Consider the following 19,727-nt stretch of genomic DNA (forward strand, 5'->3'; position numbering starts at 1 on the left):
ATTTTAAAATTCAGATTTTTTCAGTTATATTTATACCTTCTTCCTCACGTGTAATTATTTGTCCGGGTAATTCACCTGTATATTGACCATCTTTTACAACCCACTTACCATTAATCAATACATCAAAGATTCCTTTAGGTAATTCAAGAGGATGTTCATAAGTAGCTTGATCTTCAACTGTGTCGGGATCAAACACAACAATATCAGCCCAATAATTTTCTTTAAGTAAACCCCGATCTTTTAATCTAACAATTTGTGCTGGAGCTCCTGTCATCTGATGAATAGCTTTTTCAAGTGGTAAGACTTTTTTCTTTCGAACATACTCACTTAATACTCTAGGGAAAGTGCCATATAATCTTGGGTGAGGCTTCCCACCAAATACACCATCGGAACCAACAACTTGGAATGGATGACACAATCCTAATAAGAGATCTTCCTCTACACCCCAATGAATAACCATGGTAACTGCTCCTTGTTCTTCTAAAAGGAGATCAAATGCAGCTTCATATGGATTTTGATTTCTGATTTTTGAAACCTCCAACATATTCTTTCCTTCTAGGATTTTATTTTCTTTACTTTTGACTGAGGCAATTATGATATTTTCCATTCCACAATTAAATATCCAGTTTTCATAATCCGTATTTGTTTCAATATCATTGATGATTCTTTTTCTCATTTCTGGGCTTTTTAATCGCTCTAGCATTTCTAGTGTGCCACCATCATGCATCCACGGCGGGAGAATAGCCTGAAAGACTGTTGAAGCAGCGGTATATGGGTATTGATCAAATGTCACTTCGATTCCTTCATTCCTTGCCAATTCCATTTTCTTTAAAGCTAAGGGGAATTTTTCTCTATTACGTTGACCAATCACTTTGAAATGGGAGATATGCAACCTAACTCCTGATTTACGTGCTACATCTATAACTTCATCTAAGGCTTCCAAATCATGCATACTTTCATTTCTAATATGAACAACAAAGCATCCATCATATTTTGCTGCACCCCTGCAAATTTCAATTAATTCCTCTTTATTTGAATAGACATTTGGCGGATAGACAAGACCTGTGGATAAACCAACTGCCCCCTGCCGCATACCTTCTTCTACTAATTCCCTCATCCTTTCCATTTCAACTTTAGTAGGTACTCGGCCATCAAATCCCATTACTAGAGTTCGAATAGCACCGTGGGGAACAAGATAAACGGCATTTCCAATCATTTTACTTTCTCTTAAAAAATCAAAATACTCATCTATTGTTTCCCATGGCCATTCCCCTATATCCCCGTCTAAACCATTTAATTGTTTTTGCCATAGAGGTTTTGTTTGGTTTGAGACAGGTGCAACAGACAAACCATCCTGTCCAAATACTTCAAGTGTAACGCCTTGCATTGCTTTAATCTTATGGACCTCAGGGATTGTGCAATTAAGGTCTGAATGAACATGTGAATCAATAAAACCTGGAGCTACTGCTAAGCCCGTGGCATCATAAACTGCTTCAGCTTCAATATTCTTTAAATCACCAATAGCTTGAATTCTACCATCTTTCACACCAACGTCTGTTTTAGTCCATGGATTTCCAGTTCCATCAAATACAAAGCCATTTTTAATAATTAGTTCAAGCATCTTCATAACATCCTTTCTCTGAATTTTTAATTTGTAGACACTCCATCAGTACTTCATCAAGTTCCTTCTTTGACACCACCTCCTTAAATGACATTCTCTTAATCTATATTCATATTTAAAGAATAAATTTTTCTAGGCCTGCCACGATTAATAGGCTGTTCTTCTCCAACAATTGTTGCTAATTGACTTTTCTCAAGAGTTGAAAGGATCCGTCTAGCACTTCGGACAGTTATACCTAATTCGTTGGCGAACTCTATTGCAGTGACTCTTGGTATGTCGAGTGAGTGACTAAGTGCCATAATCTTATTAATTGTTTCTACACTAAACCCTGTTTTTTTAGCAAGCTTAACTCTCCTTGGATCGATACTTCGAATGGAATAATTCAATTTCAGATTTTCATCAATTGCCTTTATTGATCCATCAAAATCTACAACATACCCCTTGCGCTTATTTTGACAAGCCTTATACAGTGCACTGTTTGCCTTTGTTTCAGCTTCATTCGCAGTCCTACCAAAACCTATCCCCAAATGACTTTCAATACCCGCCTTTGCATACAATTCATTTAGAATAGGTATTTCCTTAAACATTTTTGTTTTTCTTTCAATGGTTCCTCTCGTGGTAACAAATCGGACTCTATCATTTTCCCAACTAAATAATGCCTGTATTTCTTCACTAAAATCAATAACAACATTTTGAAGGATCGTCTTCTCTCTCTGAACCTTGTAATTGGACGTAATTTGCTTTTTTGTTTCTGAAAAATTTTCAAACTGGATCATGATGATCGCAATCTGTATATCCGCATTTTGTAAACTTCTATATTCTAACATCACCTGCTGTAAACTAGATCTTATCGATGATTTTGTTGGAATTACCTGGAACACAGGTATTTCTAGCTTCCTTAATTTTTCATAAACCGAATATACACAAGTAATGGCAACATCCACTTCATTATTAATCCAATGTTCATAATGGAATTTGAACAATTCTTCCACACCTTTCTCTTGCTCATACCGCTTGAACAAGATGTCAGAAGGTATTATCTCCAATTCCTCAAAACACTCCTCAACTTCACTTGAATGTAAAGTATCAATACTTAAGCGAGTACGAATTAGTGAATCACCATATTGTTCAACTATTTTAAATAAAGTTCGATATAATGCTGTTCCTGTAAAAGGAATATATACTAGCTTCTTTGATGAATCACTATAGTACTTTTTTGTGAGTTCATATGGAATTGGCCCAGCAAATAAGAAGATATCAGTAGTCTCTAAATGTTGTTTAACTAACTGAAGTGTTTCTTGTTCATTCTTATAAGGTGCTGGAATTATTTTTAGTTCTGACATTTTCTCAGCTTCTTGATTGATTAATTCTACTAGATCATCTGGTCCTATAGTAATAATATTCATTTTAATTTAATACCTCACTTACGCCTTATGTCCGTATATAGACCGTAAATAAAAATAATGTTTAATTGACTAATAATTAAACACATCATATCATTTAAAATAATACACGCAACATTTATGTAAAGAAATCTAACAAACTTTCCGATTTGAATGAATATTTTTTTATGCCAAAATTAAACAAAGTATCCCTTACCTAATAGGCATTAGATAAGGGCTTCACAATCTCGACTAATTTCGGGTGGGTCGAGTAGGAGGTAATCTTTCTGTCTTACGGCAGATTGTGCTCCACACCCCTCTCAGAACCGTGCGAGCGGTTTTCCCGCACACGGCTCTTCCTATCACCCTTCATAGAATATAAGTTGTGTGATCTCTCAACTCGTCTATATTTACTTTTACACTTGGCCTTGGAAGTAATTCGGGTTGTGACAGGCATGCAAAACTATAATAAGTTGGAAGGTGTTACTTTCGAAAATTATTGGGCACATGTTCGTCGTTACTGGCTAAAAACGGACAGTAAAAATGGCCGAAATTGGTGTGAGCTATTGTGACGATTTATACCGACTCGAAAGACAATTTAAATATTTGTCTCCGAGTAACGTAGAAAAAAACGCCAATAATACTCAAAGCCAATCGTTGAGAAGTTCTTTAATTGGGTTGAAACATCACCATTCTTCGGGAAAAATGCCCTCGCAAAGGCAGCTGAATACACATTGAACCGAGCGAATGGCCTTAGAGCATTCTTTTCTTGTCCAATGGTCGCATTGAGATTGGTAATAATCCAGCAGACAATACCATCAGTCCCAATGTCATTGGTCGAAAAAAAGCTGGCGCAAAATCCAACGCTATTTGTTTGAGTATCTCAGAAACCGCCAAAAGTAACGGTGTAGATTTCTATGAATGCATAAAAAAACTTTTAACTGATCTACCGAATCTCGGTATCAATCAAAACTTTGAAATTTTAGATCAATACTTGCCTTGGTCAAAAATGATTCAGGCAGCAAATAAATGAAATAAGCCGTATATCCGATTAAATAAATCATAATATGCGGCTATTTGCAATGCGTACCGGAAAGGTGCGCTTATTTTTGAATTCGGGCTTACGTTATATAACCTCGCACAGGGTTTGCTTTTCGATATAATTTAAATGATATATATTTATATTTATTCTATATCGCACCACGAATAAACCCTTGGGAATCTTTTAATCTCTGACGAGCCTCGTCATAAGAGCATGTTAATAGAATCATGATAATAGCAGCTTTCACATTATGATTTGCATTTTGTAATGTATTTTCAGCTGTACTATAATCGACGTTTGTTGCTTGCATGATAATATGTTTTGAACGTTCAATTAGTTTGAGATTAGTTGCTTTCACATCAACCATAAGATTTTGGTAAACTTTGCCTAATTTAATCATGGATGCTGTAGATATCATATTGAGCACTAACTTTTGAGCAGTCCCTGCTTTTAATCTTGTCGATCCTGTTAATACTTCTTGTCCAGTTTCAACTTCAATTGCTACTTTGGCATATCTACTTATTTCAGATCCTTTATTACAACTAATACTAACGCAATTTGCACCAACCGAATTGGCATATTTTAATGCACCGATAACATATGGTGTCCTGCCACTCGCTGCAATACCTATCACTGTGTCTTTTGATGATACACTGATTTCTCTTAAATCAAATTGGCCTTGAGTTTCCGAATCTTCAGCCCCTTCCACCGCCTCAGTGAATGCTTTCATCCCTCCTGCAATGAGTCCCTGAACCATTGAGGGTGATGTACTAAATGTAGGTACACACTCCACAGCATCTAATATTCCTAATCTTCCACTTGTTCCTGCACCAACATAGATCAGTCTTCCATTTCGCTGTAAAGAATTTACAACTTTATATGTGGCTTCTTCAATGGATGAAAGACATTTTGCTACGTTTTGAGCAACTGTTTGATCTTCTGCATTCATTGTCTGTAAAATTTCTATTACAGACATATTATCTAATTGCATCGTTTTATCATTACGCTGTTCTGTTAATAATTTTTCAAGCAATGTGATCATTCCTTTAATAAAATATTCAATTATTTGACAAGCGGAAACTAATTTTATTTCAATCTTAGTTTTTTATTGATTGTTTGTCCTGACTCATTTAAATATTGGATGGATTGCTCATAATTTCTGCTTACAATGGCAATATAGATGATATCGAGCACGTTTAATTGAACAATCCGCGATGAAGTAGCCGCACTTCTTATACCACCTTCAACTGATATTAACCCAATATTTAAATCTAAATATTTACCTAATGTATGATTTCCAATATGGGTAAAACCAATCGTTTTGGCTCCTCGTGACTTTGCCTTTTTAATACATTCAATGGTCTGGATGGTTTCACCCGAATATGAAAAAGCAACAGCTACATCCTTACTCGACAATGTGGCAGCAGAGGTCATTTGCAAATGACTATCACTGAAAGCTGTACAGTGTTTATTAATTCTCATAAATTTATGTTGGGCATCTTGAGCAACTAATTGAGAAGCGCCCGATCCATAAAAATCAATACGTTCAGCATTTTCAATCCATCGAATAGCCTGTTCTATTTTACTTTGATCCAAAACCTTAGATGTTTCATTAATAGAAAGCGCATTATTGTTTGAAACAGATGAAATAATCGTTGTAAGATCACTATTCGGATGTATCTCTTTGTATTCCTCTTCATTTATTTGTTGGGCTTGTAAATCTCCAGCTATTCTTATTTTTAAATCTTGAAATCCTTCAAACCCCAAACTTTTACACAGTCGAATGATTGCCGATGGGCTTGAATGACTTTCCTTAGACAATTCATGAACAGTCATTCTGATCACTTTATCTGCATTTTCAAGAATATAATTTGCTGCATTTTGCTCCGAGTTTTTTATTTTTCCTAAACCTAACTTTAATCTAGACAAACCACCATTTAACATGTATATCACCATTATTAATTTTTATTATTAATCTAAATATATGACACTTCATTTTCTATTTAATGTATAAATCAACTTGGTACATTGTAACAATAATAGATATGATTGTTTTCTGAATGATGTTGTTTGGGTATATCTACTCGACATTTATCTGTACTAATAGGACATCTTGAATGAAATGGGCATCCACTAGGAATGTTCGTTGGACTTGGTAAATCCCCTTTTAAAATAATTCTTTCCCTTTGAACATCAGGATCTGGTATAGGTACCGAGGATAATAGAGCTTTCGTATACGGGTGTTTCGGATTTTTATAAATGTCATTTTTATCTGCCATTTCTATGATTTTTCCAAGGTACATAACAGCTACACGGTCAGAGACATGCTTAACTACACTCAAATCATGAGAAATAAACAAATAAGTGAGATTATATTCCTTTTGTAGTTCTTTCAGTAGATTTAAAATTTGGGCTTGGATAGAGACATCTAAAGCAGACACTGGTTCATCTGCAATAATTAATTTAGGTTTAAGCATTAAAGATCGAGCAATACTGATTCTCTGACGTTGTCCACCTGAAAATTCATGTGGGTATCTTTGTAACTGTTTCTGTGATAATCCAACAGATTCAATAACGTCATTAACTCTTTTTTCTCTTTCTGCCCGTGTCCCTATTTTATGAATGATAAGTGGATCTAACAGTATTTGTTTTATTGTTTTCTTTGGATTTAACGAAGAAAAAGGATCTTGGAAGATAAACTGAATATCACGTCTCAAGAGTCTAATCTTTTCCTTTCCCAAATTATTAACTGTTATACCATTAAAAATAATCTCTCCTTCTGAAGGTGTAATCAGACTACCTATTAATCTTCCAGTTGTAGACTTTCCACACCCTGATTCACCAACAAGACTAAGGGTTTCCCCTTCAAAGATTTTTAAGTTAATTCCATTCACTGCTTTTACAGATTTCTTTTTCCCCCAAAAGCCGCCGTTTGACTCGAAATGTTTCTTTAAGTTACTTGTTTCAAGTAATATACTCATTACATCCTCCCCTAGCCGCTGTAATTAGCGTTAAAAATAGATCAAGCAAAATAACATCGCGCCTTATGATCACTATTAGCTTTTATTAAATCAGGTTCTCTATTAAAGCAAATATCTTGTGCTAATTTACAACGTGATGCATATCTACATCCAGTAGGCATTTCATTAAACATGGGTACACTTCCTTCAATTGTGTCTAGTACCTCATATTCTTTTTCCATATTTGGCATCGAACTTAATAAGCCTTTCGTATACGGGTGTTTAGGCTGCTTAAATATCGTTCTTACATCTGCCTCTTCTACGATTTGACCAGCATACATAACAATGACACGATCACACATTTCCGCTACGACACCCAAATCATGCGTTATAAAAAGTATTGATGTCCCATTTTCTTTAGCTATTTTTTTCAATAACTTTAATATTTGTGCTTGAATGGTAACGTCTAACGCCGTTGTCGGCTCGTCTGCAATAATTAACCGTGGATTACACGCCATCGCCATAGCTATAACGATTCTTTGACGCATCCCACCCGATAGTTGATATGGATATTCGTTATAGATTTCATTAGGTCGCGGTATACCCACAGCATTTAATAATTCTATAGTGCGTTCCTTTGCATCGCTTTTAGACATTTTTAAGTGTCTTATTACTGGTTCAGAGATTTGTTTGCCAATCTTGTGTAGCGGGTTGAGTGAAGTCATAGGTTCTTGGAATATGAGTGAAATATGATTTCCTCTAACATGTCTAAACTCTTTTTGAGTCATTCTTAAAATATCATGGCTTTCAAATTGAATTTTTCCAGTAACTTGTGCATTTTTATCTAATAATCTCATAATGGCTAAACTTGTTATACTTTTACCGCAACCCGATTCCCCTACAACCCCCAAAGTTTCACCAGGGTTAATAGAAAAGTTTATATCTTTTATTATAGTAGTTACATCCTTGTTTTTTTTTATTTGAACCTTCAAATCTTCTACTTTTAAAAGGGAATTCAATAGAATACACCATCCTTCCTTTGGTTGACAATCTCTGAAACCACCGAATTATGATAAGTCATTCTCCACTGATTGATATTAGGATTTACTTTTGGATGTACTCGATTGGTCAAAACGATAATCGTAGTATCTAAGAATGGATCACACCAGATGGATGTGCCTGTAAAACCAGTATGGCCAAACGCTTCCTTCGAAATATATTGACCACTGGAACAGTGTGTTCCAGAATGTGACTTTTCAAAACCCAGTCCTCTTTTAATGGACATATAGTTAGCATGACATCTTGTTGCAAAGTGAAGCAACTTGGAATCAATAAAAGGATTGTTATCTATATCCTTCCACAAGAGTATATATTTCTTTAAATCTTCTATGTTTGAAAACAGTCCCGCATGACCGCTCACACCATTTAACCCATAATAGGTATTACTATCATGTACTACACCGTGAATATCTCCTGTTCTCCATTTATAGTCATTTATCTCTTTCGTGCTTATTGAAAAAGCATTTTGAGGTAATTTATTCGTTATTAATTTATCTACATAATTCACTGCCATATTTTTTTCAAATTCATTATTGCTTTCTGTTGTTGCAATATTGTTATTAAAATTTAGTGGTCTATAGCCAGTCTGATTCATATCGAGTGGCTTAAATATTTTTTCCCTAACTAGTATATTTAATGGAGTATCCCAAATTCTTTCTAATATGAATCCTAAAAGCATAAAACCTATATCACTATAAACAATTTTTTCTCCTACGCTATAGATTAGTGGTTCTTGAAATATCATTTTTTTATAATTTTCAGAACCATGGATTTTAATAAAATAGGGTCTCCATCCAGGTAAACCCGAACTATGTGTGAGGAGATGAAAGATCGTGATATCTTTAAACCTTTTATCATTAATATTTTTTTCTAATTCAGGAAAATAATTTACGACTCTATCATTTAATGATAGTTTCTTTGATTGAATGGTTAATAGAATCATTGGTAAAGTGGCTACAATTTTTGTTAATGAGGCAATATCATATAAACTATCTAGCTGTGTTGGCTTTGCATTTTGTCTACAAGAAAGTAACCCACTTGAAGAAGATATATCTATGTAATTACCCACTTGAATATTTGTCACTGCTCCTGGAAATATATTTTCTTCAATTCCTTTGTTCAGCATGTTCTCCGCTATTTGTCTTAACAAATCAATCCCTCTTTTCAGAGATTCCATTTTAATTCTTTCCTCTTAAAGGATTAAAAATATCGTTTAAAGCATCTCCAAATAAATTAATTGCAAAAATAGTGATAAGCATAGCGAGACATGGCCAAATAATCATGCCAGGTGCCAGTTCCATATATCGTCTTGACTCTGCAATCATTCCCCCCCAAGATGGATTTGGGGGTTGAACACCTAATCCTAAAAAACTTAATGCAGACTCAGTCAAGATTGCCCCTGAAATAGCTAAAGTGGATTGAACAAGAAGTGGAGCTGTTATATTTGGTAATATTTCTAAAAATAGTATTCGCGTATCTTTTGCACCTAATGATTTCGCACTCTCAATGTATTCTAGATTTTTCACACCAAGAACCGAACCTCTCACTAACCTTGTAAAGACGGGAATATTAACAATACCAATTGCTAAAATTGTATTAAATGTTCCAGGTCCTAATGCTGCAACAATGGCTAAAGCTAATAGAATTTCAGGAAATGCGAATAAAATATCCATTGTTCTCATAATTAAACTGTCATACCATTTACCAAAATAACCAGCAATTAATCCAAGAATAATACCTATTCCTACGCTAATAATGACTGACGAGATACCTACTAATAAGGATATTTTCGCGCCAGAGATAATTCTACTAAACAAGTCCCGTCCAAATTGATCTGTTCCAAGAAAAAATTCTGATGAAGGCCCCTGTAATCGGTACTCTTTATTCATCTTATTAGGTGAGTGCAAAGGCAAAAATTCAGAGAAAATAACAACTACTATAATAAACAATAAAATAATCATGCATATCAATGCAGTCTTATTTTTAGAAAAGTTCTGTAACATTGAACTCATTCTAATCCTCCTAATATTTGATACGTGGATCTATCCAACAATAAATGATATCGACAATTAAATTAACAAAAACAAAAATGAGTGAGATAAAGAGGACTCCACCTTGAACAACAGGAAAATCACGATGATAAATTCCATTTAATATATATTGACCAATACCAGGAATGGAAAATAACTGTTCCACAATAACTGCTCCACCTAATAAATAGCCGATTTGCATACCACCAATGGTTATGATAGGAATCATTGAATTTCGTAAACCATGTCCTACTATGACGGTTCCTTCGGGGTTTCCCTTTGCTCTAGCAGTTCGAATAAAATCTTTATTTAGCGTTTCAATAAATGATGTTCTTGTCATTCTCATTATTCCAGCTGAAAGCACGATTCCCATGGTTATAGCAGGCAAAATAAAGATCTTTAATGCACTGATGGGATCATCCCAAAAATTCACATAATCAATAGGAGGATACCAACCAAAATAAACCGAAAGAATTAATAATAATAGTGTTCCAATCGCAAAGTTAGGAATAGAAATACCTAGCATAGAAATTATTCTTAATATGAAATCAACAACTGAATTTGCTTTAACTGCTGATAAAATCCCTAATGGAATAGCAATGATCCAACCAATTAAAACTGATAGTAAAGTCAGTTGAAAAGTGACTAAGAATTTATTGATTAATGTAGGAAGAACACTTTGATCCGTTTGTACTGAGGTACCGAAGTTTCCTTGAATTAAATGAACAACCCAATCGAAATATTGTACGATTAAAGGTTTGTCTAAACCCAATTTGGCATTTAATGCTTTGATTGCCTCTGGAGTTGCATTATTTCCAAGTATGATAGAGGCAGGATCTCCTGGTACCAAATGAATAATTAAAAAAACGATAATTGAAATACCGATAATAATAGGTATGAGTGAAAATAACCTTTTCAGTATATATTTTCCCAATTTTCTAATTTACCTCCATTGATAGAAATTACTCAATTGACAATATCATTCATTCCCCCGCTTCAAGCATATAGCTCTATAATCGGATAAAAGTTGTTATCCGATTATAGACGCTCATTAATTACGCTTACTTTAACGTTGCATTTAATAATGCATATGCTTCGCCAGCTGCACTTGGTGTAAAATGACTTACCCGGTCATTAACAGCATAATAGTTGATAGGTGATGCTAAAAATAAATTTGCTGCATCTTGATTGACAAGTAGTTCTTGTGCCTCTTGATAAAAATTCTTGCGAGCATTGCTATCTGTTGTTTGTAGGGCAGATTGAACTAATTTATCAAATTTATTATCTGAATAGTTCCATACATTAGCCGATCCATCCGTTGCAAAGAAAAATCTTAATGATCGATCTGGATCACTTCCAGAAGTATTTCTTCCAATCATTAAATCCATTTTTTTAGATTTCCATACTTCGATATATTTGCCCCATTCTAATTGCTCTATCTTTGCATTAATTCCAATTTTCTTTAGTTGTTGTTGTAATACTTGAGCTGTATCAACCATGTCTGGATAAGTAGACGCTGTTTGAATAACAGTACTGAAACCATTTGGATATCCAGCTTCTTTTAGCAATTCTTTAGCCTTACTAAGGTTCTGTGTATAACTAGGAAAACTTTTAACATCTGCAGCAAATTCTTTTTGAGCTGGAGATATTGGTCCTGTTAATTCAGCTTTTCCTTTCCAAACCGTATCAATGATCTCATTTCTATCAATTACGTAACTTAAAGCCTGTCTTACTTTTATATTATTAAATGGTTTCTTATCATTATTAATTCCTAAATAACTATATTCCATAGATTGATATTTTTTGATCTTTATGTTCTTTGATTTGCTTAACAAACTCGCAGAATCTGAATTCAAAGTAGCAATATCCACTTTTCCGGCTCTAATAGCCGCCAATCTTTGCTCATCGTCTTTCATAATATTAAATTTTATAGATTTTATTTTAGGTTTATCTTCTAGTTTGTAATCAGTATTTTCTTTTAACAATACATATTGACCATTAACTATTTTACTAAGCTTATAAGGGCCTGTCCCCACGGCTTCTTTATTCAAGTTCTTTACATCTTTAGAAATGATTGATGTATAAACACTGGAAGTATTTGTGATAAATGCCGAATCAGGATTATTCAAGTGGAATACAACAGTATTTTTATCAGGTGTTTGAATATCCTTTATACTAGTAAAATAAGATTTCGCAATGGCTCCTACTTTAGGATCTAGAATTCTGTTGAATGTGTATTTCACATCATCAGAGGTAAACTCTTTACCATTTTGAAATTTTATTCCTTTTTGTAAATTAAAAGTTATGGTTTTTCCACCATCACTTACTTTCCATGAGCTAGCTAAACTTGGTTCAATTTCAAAATTACTGTTAATTTTAGTAAGACTATTATAAATAAGCGAATATATTCTTGAGCTTGATGCAGCTGGAACTGTTTGAGGATCTAATCCTACGGGATCTTGGTCAGCTGCTATGACCAATTGATCTCCTCCTTTTGAACTCGAAGTCCCATGGTTTCCCCCACATGCTGTTAAAGACAGACATACCAACAATAATAATGACATTAACAATTTTTTGTTCATTTTGCCCCTCCTATTAATGTAATGCATAAACCTTACTCCACACTTGTAAATTCCGTATTCAGTTAATAGTCTCTTAATCTAAGCAATAAATAGTTCCCTTTTTTCTCTATATTTATTATTTTCTTTATTTTCTATATGTGGTATTATAAAATAAAATTTCAATAATTTCTATACTTTTTTAAATATTTATACCAAAATTCTTAAAATACATAAATGGAGGTCTAAATGAATAATAGTAATTTCATTATTGGTTTGATGACTGGAACTTCGGTAGACGGTGTTGACGCAGCTTTGGTAAATATTTGTGGATATGGTAAAGGGTCAAAAATTAAACTCATTCATTCCAAAACATTTGATTTTCCAGATGAAATTAAAAATGAAATATTTTTAGCTATGGATATCGAAAAATCAAATGTTGAATTAATTTGTAGTTTGAATTATAAACTTGGTCAACTCTTTGCAAATTGTGTACAAAAACTATGTCATGAAGCCTCTGTAAAAGTCTCTGATCTCACGGCAATAGGATCACATGGACAAACAATCTATCATATACCAAATCCGTTGGCTTCCAATATGAGTTCAACTTTACAATTAGGTGAACCCGCTATAATTGCATATGAAACAAATACAACAGTCATATCTAATTTTAGAGCTATGGATATGGCTGCCGGTGGAGTGGGTGCCCCCCTAGTTCCCTATACAGACTATATATTGTATGGAAATAATCAATTTGGACGTACATTACAAAATATAGGTGGAATAGGAAATGTAACAGTTCTACCTAAAAATTGTGAGTTAGAGGATGTATTTGCCTTTGATACTGGACCTGGCAATATGATTATAGATTCATTATGTAATAAGTTATTAAATGAAAGCTTTGACAAAGATGGAAAATATGGTAGCAAAGGTAAAGTGCAGAAACATATAGTTGATACATGGATGAAAATGGATTATTTTATGAAAACACCTCCTAAAGCAACGGGAAGAGAATTATTTGGAGAACATTTTGTTGAACAAGAATTAAAAAAATATCCAGGTATTTCTTCAGAAGACTGGATTGCAACAGCAACTTATTTCACCGCAAAATCTATTGCACACGCATATTTAAATTATGTATTTCCAAACGTTGAAATAGATGAAATTATTATTGGTGGGGGAGGAAGCTATAACCCAACACTAATTCAAATGTTAAAAAACTTGTTGCCTAATTACACTATTAAAACACAAGAAGATATTGGATTCTCTTCTTCTTCTAAAGAAGCTATTGCTTTTGCCATTCTAGCCAATGAAACTCTGCATAGAAAACCATCAAATGTTCCAAAAGCAACAGGCGCTAAGCAACATGTTGTATTAGGCCAATTCACTTATCCTCCTTTTGCCGATTATGAATTGTGACTGCTATCTTATTTATGGAAAACTAAAAATGAAAGTACAAACTAAAAGCACAGTACTACCCCCTTCAATCACGAAGGATAGTACAGTGCTTTCATTTTAAATTCTTGCAAATTTTATAGAAATATTTCGGGTGGTGACAGTAGATTGAGCACAGTTTAAATTATGATTATCTTTTAGGTATTGCCATAAGACTCTTTTGTAATAAAATATCTACTTTGACTCTTCTGATAAGAAGAGCGCTATTATTTCATATTTATCATTCATCTTTGATGCCCGTTTTCGAATACTTTTCGGCCTATACCCCTTAAGACATTAATCAATCATTCTTCGATCAACTCCCATATCTCGAGCCAATTTACTTTTATTGATTTTCATTTTTAAGTTCTCCATTAATGGTTTTAGTTCGGGTAGATATGTAAGACTTTTAATTTCGATATCTGTATTTATGTTATATATGCATAATATTCACATTCCAAGAATATTACGCAGTGAAATCATCAGAACTGTACATACTAGAACAAACACTTTTGTACATTATTAAAGTAGCTTTATAAGCAGGCACCCAACACTTATTACATTAACTTCCGAAACAACGGAAGTAGAAAGGGATTAATTTTTCTGATTATTTTAACTATAATAACACTATGGAGGATGTGATAAAGATGATTTCCTTAACGAAAAGACAAATGAATATATTGGAGCACTTATTATCAACTAAAGGTTACACCAAAACAAAAAATTTAGCTAAAACACACAATGTAAGTGAGCGAACCATTCGTTATGACTTGGACTTTATACAAAGCTATTTGAAGGAATATAGTATTCCTCTACTAAGAAAACAGAATCATGGTATAAGCCTGGAAATGACACCAAAACAAACAATGACCTTACATTCTGAATTAAAGCGTTTTAATCACATTGTCTTAACGAAAGAGGACCTCATCTATTCTATGTCTATCACATTAACTATTGTAAAAGTCACTACACTTGAAAGATTGGGGGAAATTCATGGCATAAGCAAAAATCGTGTATTTCATTACATTCCTGAAATACAATCATTATTAAAAAAGTTTGGAGCAAAATTGGAAAGAAAACCGTCAAAAGGACTTTTCTTGGTTGGTAATGAAATTGATATAAGACATGCGTTCTATTCCATAACGCACCATGTCATCTCAAACAGCCTTGTGACTGAAGACTATATATCAAATCTCTTTGATTCAAAACTATTTGATTCAGCAAAGCAATTTATATACAAATATGAAAAAGAAGTGGATATTAAATTTAGCGACGATGCATATGTTGAACTATTTTTAATCATGTGTTATCAACATATTCGGAAAAAAAATAGCAAATTTGTGAGTTATTCGTTTACAGATAAAAAAGTCATGATGCATTCAAAAAGGTATCAAGCAATCATGCAGTTATATCCATTATTCTTTAAACAAATTATATCTGATGATGAAGCATTTTACTTATTTAAGCAGTTTGAAGTTTTCAAACTATCCGCTTTTCCACAAGAGAATATATCAAAACATAATGAAGAAGCATACAACATGAGTCTATATTTCGCTAAAGAAGCATCTCAAGCTATTGGAATTGATTTTGTAAAAGATTTAGAACTAATAAATGGACTAACCTATCATTTGCAAGTATCACTGAATCGCATCAAAAATAACTTTGATATAGAAAATGTACTCACCGAACAAATTAAGTACAAATTCCGATTTATCTATGAAATTATACGTAAAACAGTTATAAAGCTTGAGCAGAAGTTAAAGATTACATTTCCTGAAGAAGAAATCGCTTTTATTTCTATGCATTTTGGTGCTAGTTACGAGCGTCATACGTTGTCTGGCAACATGCCGTCGGCTCTCGTTGTTTGTGGTTCAGGTCTAGCAACATCTTCACTTCTAGCCAGTCGTTTGAAAGTTATGGTTCCAGAAATGAAAATCTATGGACCTATCAATATTTCTCAGCTTGAAGAGTATGATCTATATAATATTGATTGTATTATTTCAACTGTTCATCTTCCTATTCCAAGTCATAAAGTCATAGTTGTTAATCCCCTCTTAGAATCAGAAGACTTGGTCAAACTTAAAAAAATCGTATTTAGAAAAGCGTATAAGAAACAGATGGATGCCTTACTAAACATTGATCATCAAAGTTTATCTATATTGGCTCATTTAATTCCTGAGAAACATATTCAGCTTAATCATCATATTGAAGATTGGCGAACTGCAATAAGAGAGGCAAGCAATCCTTTATTACATTCTGGTTGCATTTCGACTCAGTATGTTAGTGCCATGATTAGAGCCGTTGATGAACTTGGTCCATATATGGCATTTATTCCTGAAGTAGCTATAGTCCATGCCTCATATAAAGACGGGGTTTACAAAGATGGGTTGAGTTTATTAACCTTTTCAAACCCTATTTTTTTTGGTGATAAAACAGATGTTAAAGTCAAAATTATTATTGTTATGTCATCTAAAAAAGCTGAATCAGATCATTTTTTGAAATTAGTTAAGATTTTAGAGAATGGTCAAAATTTATCAATAATACGTCAAGCTACACAAATCAAAGACATTTTATATTTGGATAACAGAGACAGATAGGTGTTGATTACTTTGAAAAATTGGATACAAAAAGAAAATATAAAACTCCAGCAGCAGGTTTCAAATTGGCAAGAAGGTCTTCAGATCGCTGGAAACCTATTACTGCAAAATAAAAGTATTAATCCATCTTATATTGATGACATGATTCAAGCAGTCAAACAGTTAGGACCTTATATTGTTATAGCTCCGCACATAGCAATTGGACATGCTAGACCTGGTAAGAATGTCATCAAAGATGATATAAGTGTTATTACTCTAAAACAACCTGTTAAATTTGGAAATCAAGATAATGATCCAGTAAATATAATTTTCACCTTTTGTGCAACCGAAGATAGTAAACATATTCATCAGTTACAGCAATTAGCTTACTTACTAGAGGACAACATACTTTTAAACACCCTTAAAACAAGTACAAACATTAATGAGATTTTTGAGGTTATTAATCAGTAAAGGGAGAGAAGAAAATTATGAAAACATTACAAATCTTAGCCGTATGCGGTTTTGGTGTGGGGTCATCCTTAGTCTTAAAGATGAAAATTGATGAAATGTTGAAAGAAGAAAACATAAAAGCGAAGGTATCTACCGCTGATGTTGGCTCTGCTTCCTCAACACCCTGTGATCTCATATTTACTTCAAAAGAGCTGGCAGGAAAACTATCGAATACAGTGAAGGTGCCAGTTATATCCGTTTCTAATTTTATAGATAAAGAAGAGATAAAAATAGCTGGATTACATGCCATAAAAAATCTTTTATAACACTTGTCATAACCCACAATCCACAGTCATCTTTACCATTTACTAATAACTAAAAAGAGATTAATAGATAAAGGATGGGATAGGTTTGCAAATCTTAGATTTCATCATTAACCAAATACTTAGACAACCAGCGCTTTTTTTAGGTATTATTGCAGCACTAGGATTAATTGTACAAAGAAAAGAATTCTCAGATATTATGAGTGGTACGTTTAAAACAATTATTGGTGTCGTTATATTAACACAAGGAACATCTATATTAATCAGTTCAATAACCCCTCTCTCTAACGTATTTAATTTATTTTATAAAATTCCAGCATCTCAGACGTTACATCCAATCGGATCAAATCATTTTATTGGAACCTATGGTAGTCAAATTGGGCTCGCAATGATGTTTGCTTTTTTAATTAACCTCGTTGTTGCCCGCTTTACTCCAATAAAACATATTTTTTTAACTGGACATATGCTTTTTTGGTTCCCATTTATATTTACTGCAACTGCAGTGGAAAGCGGTTTGAGCGGTATCTCGATCATTATTTTTGCGACCATCTTCACTGCCATCTATATGATTATCGCTCCTGCATTGATAAGACCTTTTGTTAGAAAAGTGACAGGCGGTGATTCATTTACCTTAGGGCATCCTACAATAGGTTTATCTCTTATCTCAGGATTGCTTGGAAAAGTATTCGGAAATCCCAAAAAATCAACAGAAGATATAAAGTTTCCTAAACAAATTGAATTTCTAAGAGAAATAACCATTACATCTTCCATCGTTATGTTCCTTGTTTATCTAGTAATGGGGCTTCTTGTAGGCGTTGATAAATCAAAAGAAGTTTTTGATAAATCACAGAGTCTTGTCACCTTCTCACTACTCCAAGGAATTACCTTTGGTGCTGGATTAACGATTTTGCTCTTAGGTGTACGGATGATGCTAGCAGAAATCATTCCAGCGTTTAAAGGGATATCAGATAAAGTTATTCCCAATGCTATTCCTGCTTTAGACTGTCCAATTATTTTTCCTTTTGCGCCAAACGCCGTGCTTATCGGCTTTATTGTATCGATGATTACATCGACAATTACTCTATTCATTATAGGTTCAACAGGACTTCTTCCTTACGCTATTGTTCCTCTAACCATCACCTGCTTTTTCGAGATTGGGACTGCTGCCGTCATTGGAAATGGAACAGGCGGTCTTCGTGGTGCTGTCATCGGATCTGGGGTCGCCGGTGTATTGATGATAATTCTTGTTGGTCTATCTATACCTTTTCTACAACATACTGTATCAGATTGGATCATCATCTTCGGTGGTAATGATTTTTCATTATGGTCCGTTATTTCAGGCTTAATCGGTAAATTGTTTTAATATCACGTATATAGACAACTATACTTTTGGTGTTTTTCAGTAAGGAGGAAAAATATGAGCGACTATGTAAATGATTATTTTAATCATGTTCAACAAATAGCCCTTCAAGTAAAAAAATCACAGATTGATAATATTAATGATGCTGCACATGTATTTACAGAAGCTATCAAAAATAAATGTTGTATTTATGCCTTCGGTGCATCACATGCGGGAATTATTACTGAGGAACTATTTTATCGTACAGGTGGTTTAGCTGTTATCAATCCAATATTATCTTCGTCACTCATGCTAAATACACGCCCTGTTACGATGACATCTCAACTCGAGAGACTTGCCGGTTTTGGTAAAATCATCTTTTCATCGATTCCAGCAGAAAAAGGAGATGTGCTCTTAATACATTCTGTCTCTGGTAGAAATCCCGTCTCAATTGATATTGCACTATCAGCGAAAGAAAAAGGACTTACTGTTATTGTTCTGACAAATTTGTCTTATTCAAAAAAAGTAAACTCAAGGCACACTAGTAATAAAAAATTGTATGAGGTCGCTGATATTGTCATAGATAACTGCGGTGACTTTGAAGACTCTTCAATAAAACTTTCTGGTTTAGAACAAAAAATTGGTCCGACATCCACAGCTATAGGGTCATTAATTGTTAATTCGATTGTCATTAAAACAGCAGATAACCTTTTAAAATTAGGGATATCTCCACCTATTTTTCATAGTGCTAATGTTGATGGTGGAGATGCTTTCAATGAATTACTATTAAATAATTATAAAGATAATATTCATTATATGATGTGACACACTGTGAAAAGATTATTAATTCTAGCGATTATTACTCAGTTGTTATAAAACATATTTCTAAAAAAGACTCCCACCACTCTCCAATGAATCAAAGGACAGTGGGAGTCTTAACAATGTAAAAGGGT

Annotated in this window: 17 protein-coding genes and 1 pseudogene; 7 read left to right on the top strand and 11 right to left on the bottom strand. The window is 33.6% G+C overall.

What is annotated here, in order from left to right; translation table 11 throughout:
- Nucleotides 1-10 precede the first annotated feature (10 nt).
- Both FG390_RS03135 and FG390_RS03140 read right to left on the bottom strand, forming a co-directional pair.
- Nucleotides 11-1,621 (bottom strand): N-acyl-D-amino-acid deacylase family protein, encoded by a 1,611-nt coding sequence (locus tag FG390_RS03135; RefSeq protein WP_141189586.1) that lies wholly within the window; start codon nt 1,619-1,621, stop codon nt 11-13.
- A gap of 98 nt (nt 1,622-1,719) precedes the next feature.
- Nucleotides 1,720-3,027, bottom strand: a complete 1,308-nt coding sequence (locus FG390_RS03140) for a helix-turn-helix domain-containing protein (RefSeq protein ID WP_141189587.1) — start codon at nt 3,025-3,027, stop codon at nt 1,720-1,722.
- 745 nt (nt 3,028-3,772) lie between these two features.
- Between FG390_RS03140 and FG390_RS16020 the strand changes: the two genes are divergently transcribed.
- Nucleotides 3,773-4,036, top strand: coding sequence for a hypothetical protein (locus FG390_RS16020; protein WP_258311548.1), 264 nt, complete (start codon nt 3,773-3,775; stop codon nt 4,034-4,036).
- A 157-nt stretch (nt 4,037-4,193) separates the two neighbouring features.
- On the opposite strand, the gene murQ is transcribed toward FG390_RS16020, so the two are convergent.
- From murQ to FG390_RS03185, 8 genes are all read right to left on the bottom strand, one after another.
- A complete protein-coding gene (murQ, locus tag FG390_RS03150; RefSeq protein ID WP_141189588.1) occupies nt 4,194-5,078 on the bottom strand; it encodes an N-acetylmuramic acid 6-phosphate etherase in 885 nt (294 codons plus the stop codon).
- Nucleotides 5,079-5,131: 53 nt separating this feature from the next.
- A complete protein-coding gene (locus tag FG390_RS03155; protein ID WP_141189589.1) occupies nt 5,132-5,989 on the bottom strand; it encodes a MurR/RpiR family transcriptional regulator in 858 nt (285 codons plus the stop codon).
- Between the two features lie 71 nt (nt 5,990-6,060).
- Entirely contained in the window at nt 6,061-7,026 is a 966-nt protein-coding gene (locus tag FG390_RS03160; protein ID WP_141189590.1) for an ABC transporter ATP-binding protein, read from the bottom strand.
- Nucleotides 7,027-7,067: 41 nt separating this feature from the next.
- Nucleotides 7,068-8,024: an ABC transporter ATP-binding protein gene (locus tag FG390_RS03165; protein WP_141189591.1), complete on the bottom strand. Its 957-nt coding sequence runs from the start codon at nt 8,022-8,024 to the stop codon at nt 7,068-7,070.
- Nucleotides 8,021-9,214, bottom strand: a complete 1,194-nt coding sequence (locus FG390_RS03170; RefSeq protein WP_181406350.1) for a serine hydrolase domain-containing protein — start codon at nt 9,212-9,214, stop codon at nt 8,021-8,023. Before FG390_RS03170 ends, FG390_RS03165 begins: the two co-directional genes overlap by 4 nt.
- A 28-nt stretch (nt 9,215-9,242) precedes the next feature.
- Nucleotides 9,243-10,076 carry an ABC transporter permease gene (locus FG390_RS03175; RefSeq protein WP_141189593.1) on the bottom strand — a complete coding sequence of 278 codons (834 nt, stop codon included), beginning with the start codon at nt 10,074-10,076 and terminating at the stop codon, nt 9,243-9,245.
- 10 nt (nt 10,077-10,086) lie between these two features.
- Nucleotides 10,087-11,028 carry an ABC transporter permease gene (locus FG390_RS03180; RefSeq protein ID WP_141189594.1) on the bottom strand — a complete coding sequence of 314 codons (942 nt, stop codon included), beginning with the start codon at nt 11,026-11,028 and terminating at the stop codon, nt 10,087-10,089.
- Between the two features lie 127 nt (nt 11,029-11,155).
- Nucleotides 11,156-12,676 carry an ABC transporter substrate-binding protein gene (locus tag FG390_RS03185; RefSeq protein ID WP_141189595.1) on the bottom strand — a complete coding sequence of 507 codons (1,521 nt, stop codon included), beginning with the start codon at nt 12,674-12,676 and terminating at the stop codon, nt 11,156-11,158.
- 225 nt (nt 12,677-12,901) lie between these two features.
- Here FG390_RS03185 and anmK point away from each other — a divergent pair, with 225 nt between their 5' ends.
- Nucleotides 12,902-14,071: an anhydro-N-acetylmuramic acid kinase AnmK gene (anmK, locus tag FG390_RS03190; protein ID WP_141189596.1), complete on the top strand. Its 1,170-nt coding sequence runs from the start codon at nt 12,902-12,904 to the stop codon at nt 14,069-14,071.
- A gap of 141 nt (nt 14,072-14,212) precedes the next feature.
- Here anmK and FG390_RS16025 read toward each other — a convergent pair.
- Nucleotides 14,213-14,536: pseudogene (locus FG390_RS16025) on the bottom strand (IS21 family transposase); the annotation flags it as partial.
- A 179-nt stretch (nt 14,537-14,715) separates the two neighbouring features.
- Between FG390_RS16025 and FG390_RS03200 the strand changes: the two are divergent.
- The 5 genes from FG390_RS03200 (at nt 14,716) to FG390_RS03220 (ending at nt 19,599) form a co-directional block, all read left to right on the top strand.
- A complete protein-coding gene (locus FG390_RS03200; RefSeq protein WP_141189597.1) occupies nt 14,716-16,683 on the top strand; it encodes a BglG family transcription antiterminator in 1,968 nt (655 codons plus the stop codon).
- Between the two features lie 12 nt (nt 16,684-16,695).
- On the top strand, nt 16,696-17,133 hold the full coding sequence (locus FG390_RS03205) for a PTS sugar transporter subunit IIA (RefSeq protein ID WP_181406352.1): 438 nt from the start codon (nt 16,696-16,698) through the stop codon (nt 17,131-17,133).
- A 17-nt stretch (nt 17,134-17,150) separates the two neighbouring features.
- The gene (locus tag FG390_RS03210) at nt 17,151-17,438 is read left to right on the top strand and encodes a PTS sugar transporter subunit IIB (protein WP_141189599.1); all 288 of its coding nucleotides are present in this window, start codon (nt 17,151-17,153) and stop codon (nt 17,436-17,438) included.
- An 85-nt stretch (nt 17,439-17,523) separates the two neighbouring features.
- The gene (ulaA, locus tag FG390_RS03215) at nt 17,524-18,798 is read left to right on the top strand and encodes a PTS ascorbate transporter subunit IIC (protein ID WP_141189600.1); all 1,275 of its coding nucleotides are present in this window, start codon (nt 17,524-17,526) and stop codon (nt 18,796-18,798) included.
- A 54-nt stretch (nt 18,799-18,852) separates the two neighbouring features.
- A complete protein-coding gene (locus FG390_RS03220; RefSeq protein ID WP_141189601.1) occupies nt 18,853-19,599 on the top strand; it encodes a sugar isomerase domain-containing protein in 747 nt (248 codons plus the stop codon).
- Nucleotides 19,600-19,727 lie beyond the last annotated feature (128 nt).

The sequence above is a fragment of the Terrilactibacillus laevilacticus genome, from assembly GCF_006517395.1.
Taxonomy (GTDB): Bacteria; Bacillota; Bacilli; order Bacillales; family Sporolactobacillaceae; genus Terrilactibacillus; species Terrilactibacillus laevilacticus.

Coding starts and splice junctions, on each gene's coding strand:
- FG390_RS03135 (WP_141189586.1), bottom strand. CDS start 1,621: ATGCTTGAACTAATTATTAAAAATGGCTTTGTATTTGATGGAACTGGA.
- FG390_RS03140 (WP_141189587.1), bottom strand. CDS start 3,027: ATGAATATTATTACTATAGGACCAGATGATCTAGTAGAATTAATCAAT.
- FG390_RS03155 (WP_141189589.1), bottom strand. CDS start 5,989: ATGTTAAATGGTGGTTTGTCTAGATTAAAGTTAGGTTTAGGAAAAATA.
- FG390_RS03160 (WP_141189590.1), bottom strand. CDS start 7,026: ATGAGTATATTACTTGAAACAAGTAACTTAAAGAAACATTTCGAGTCA.
- FG390_RS03175 (WP_141189593.1), bottom strand. CDS start 10,076: ATGAGTTCAATGTTACAGAACTTTTCTAAAAATAAGACTGCATTGATA.
- FG390_RS03185 (WP_141189595.1), bottom strand. CDS start 12,676: ATGAACAAAAAATTGTTAATGTCATTATTATTGTTGGTATGTCTGTCT.
- anmK (WP_141189596.1), top strand. CDS start 12,902: ATGAATAATAGTAATTTCATTATTGGTTTGATGACTGGAACTTCGGTA.
- FG390_RS03200 (WP_141189597.1), top strand. CDS start 14,716: ATGGAGGATGTGATAAAGATGATTTCCTTAACGAAAAGACAAATGAAT.
- FG390_RS03210 (WP_141189599.1), top strand. CDS start 17,151: ATGAAAACATTACAAATCTTAGCCGTATGCGGTTTTGGTGTGGGGTCA.
- FG390_RS03220 (WP_141189601.1), top strand. CDS start 18,853: ATGAGCGACTATGTAAATGATTATTTTAATCATGTTCAACAAATAGCC.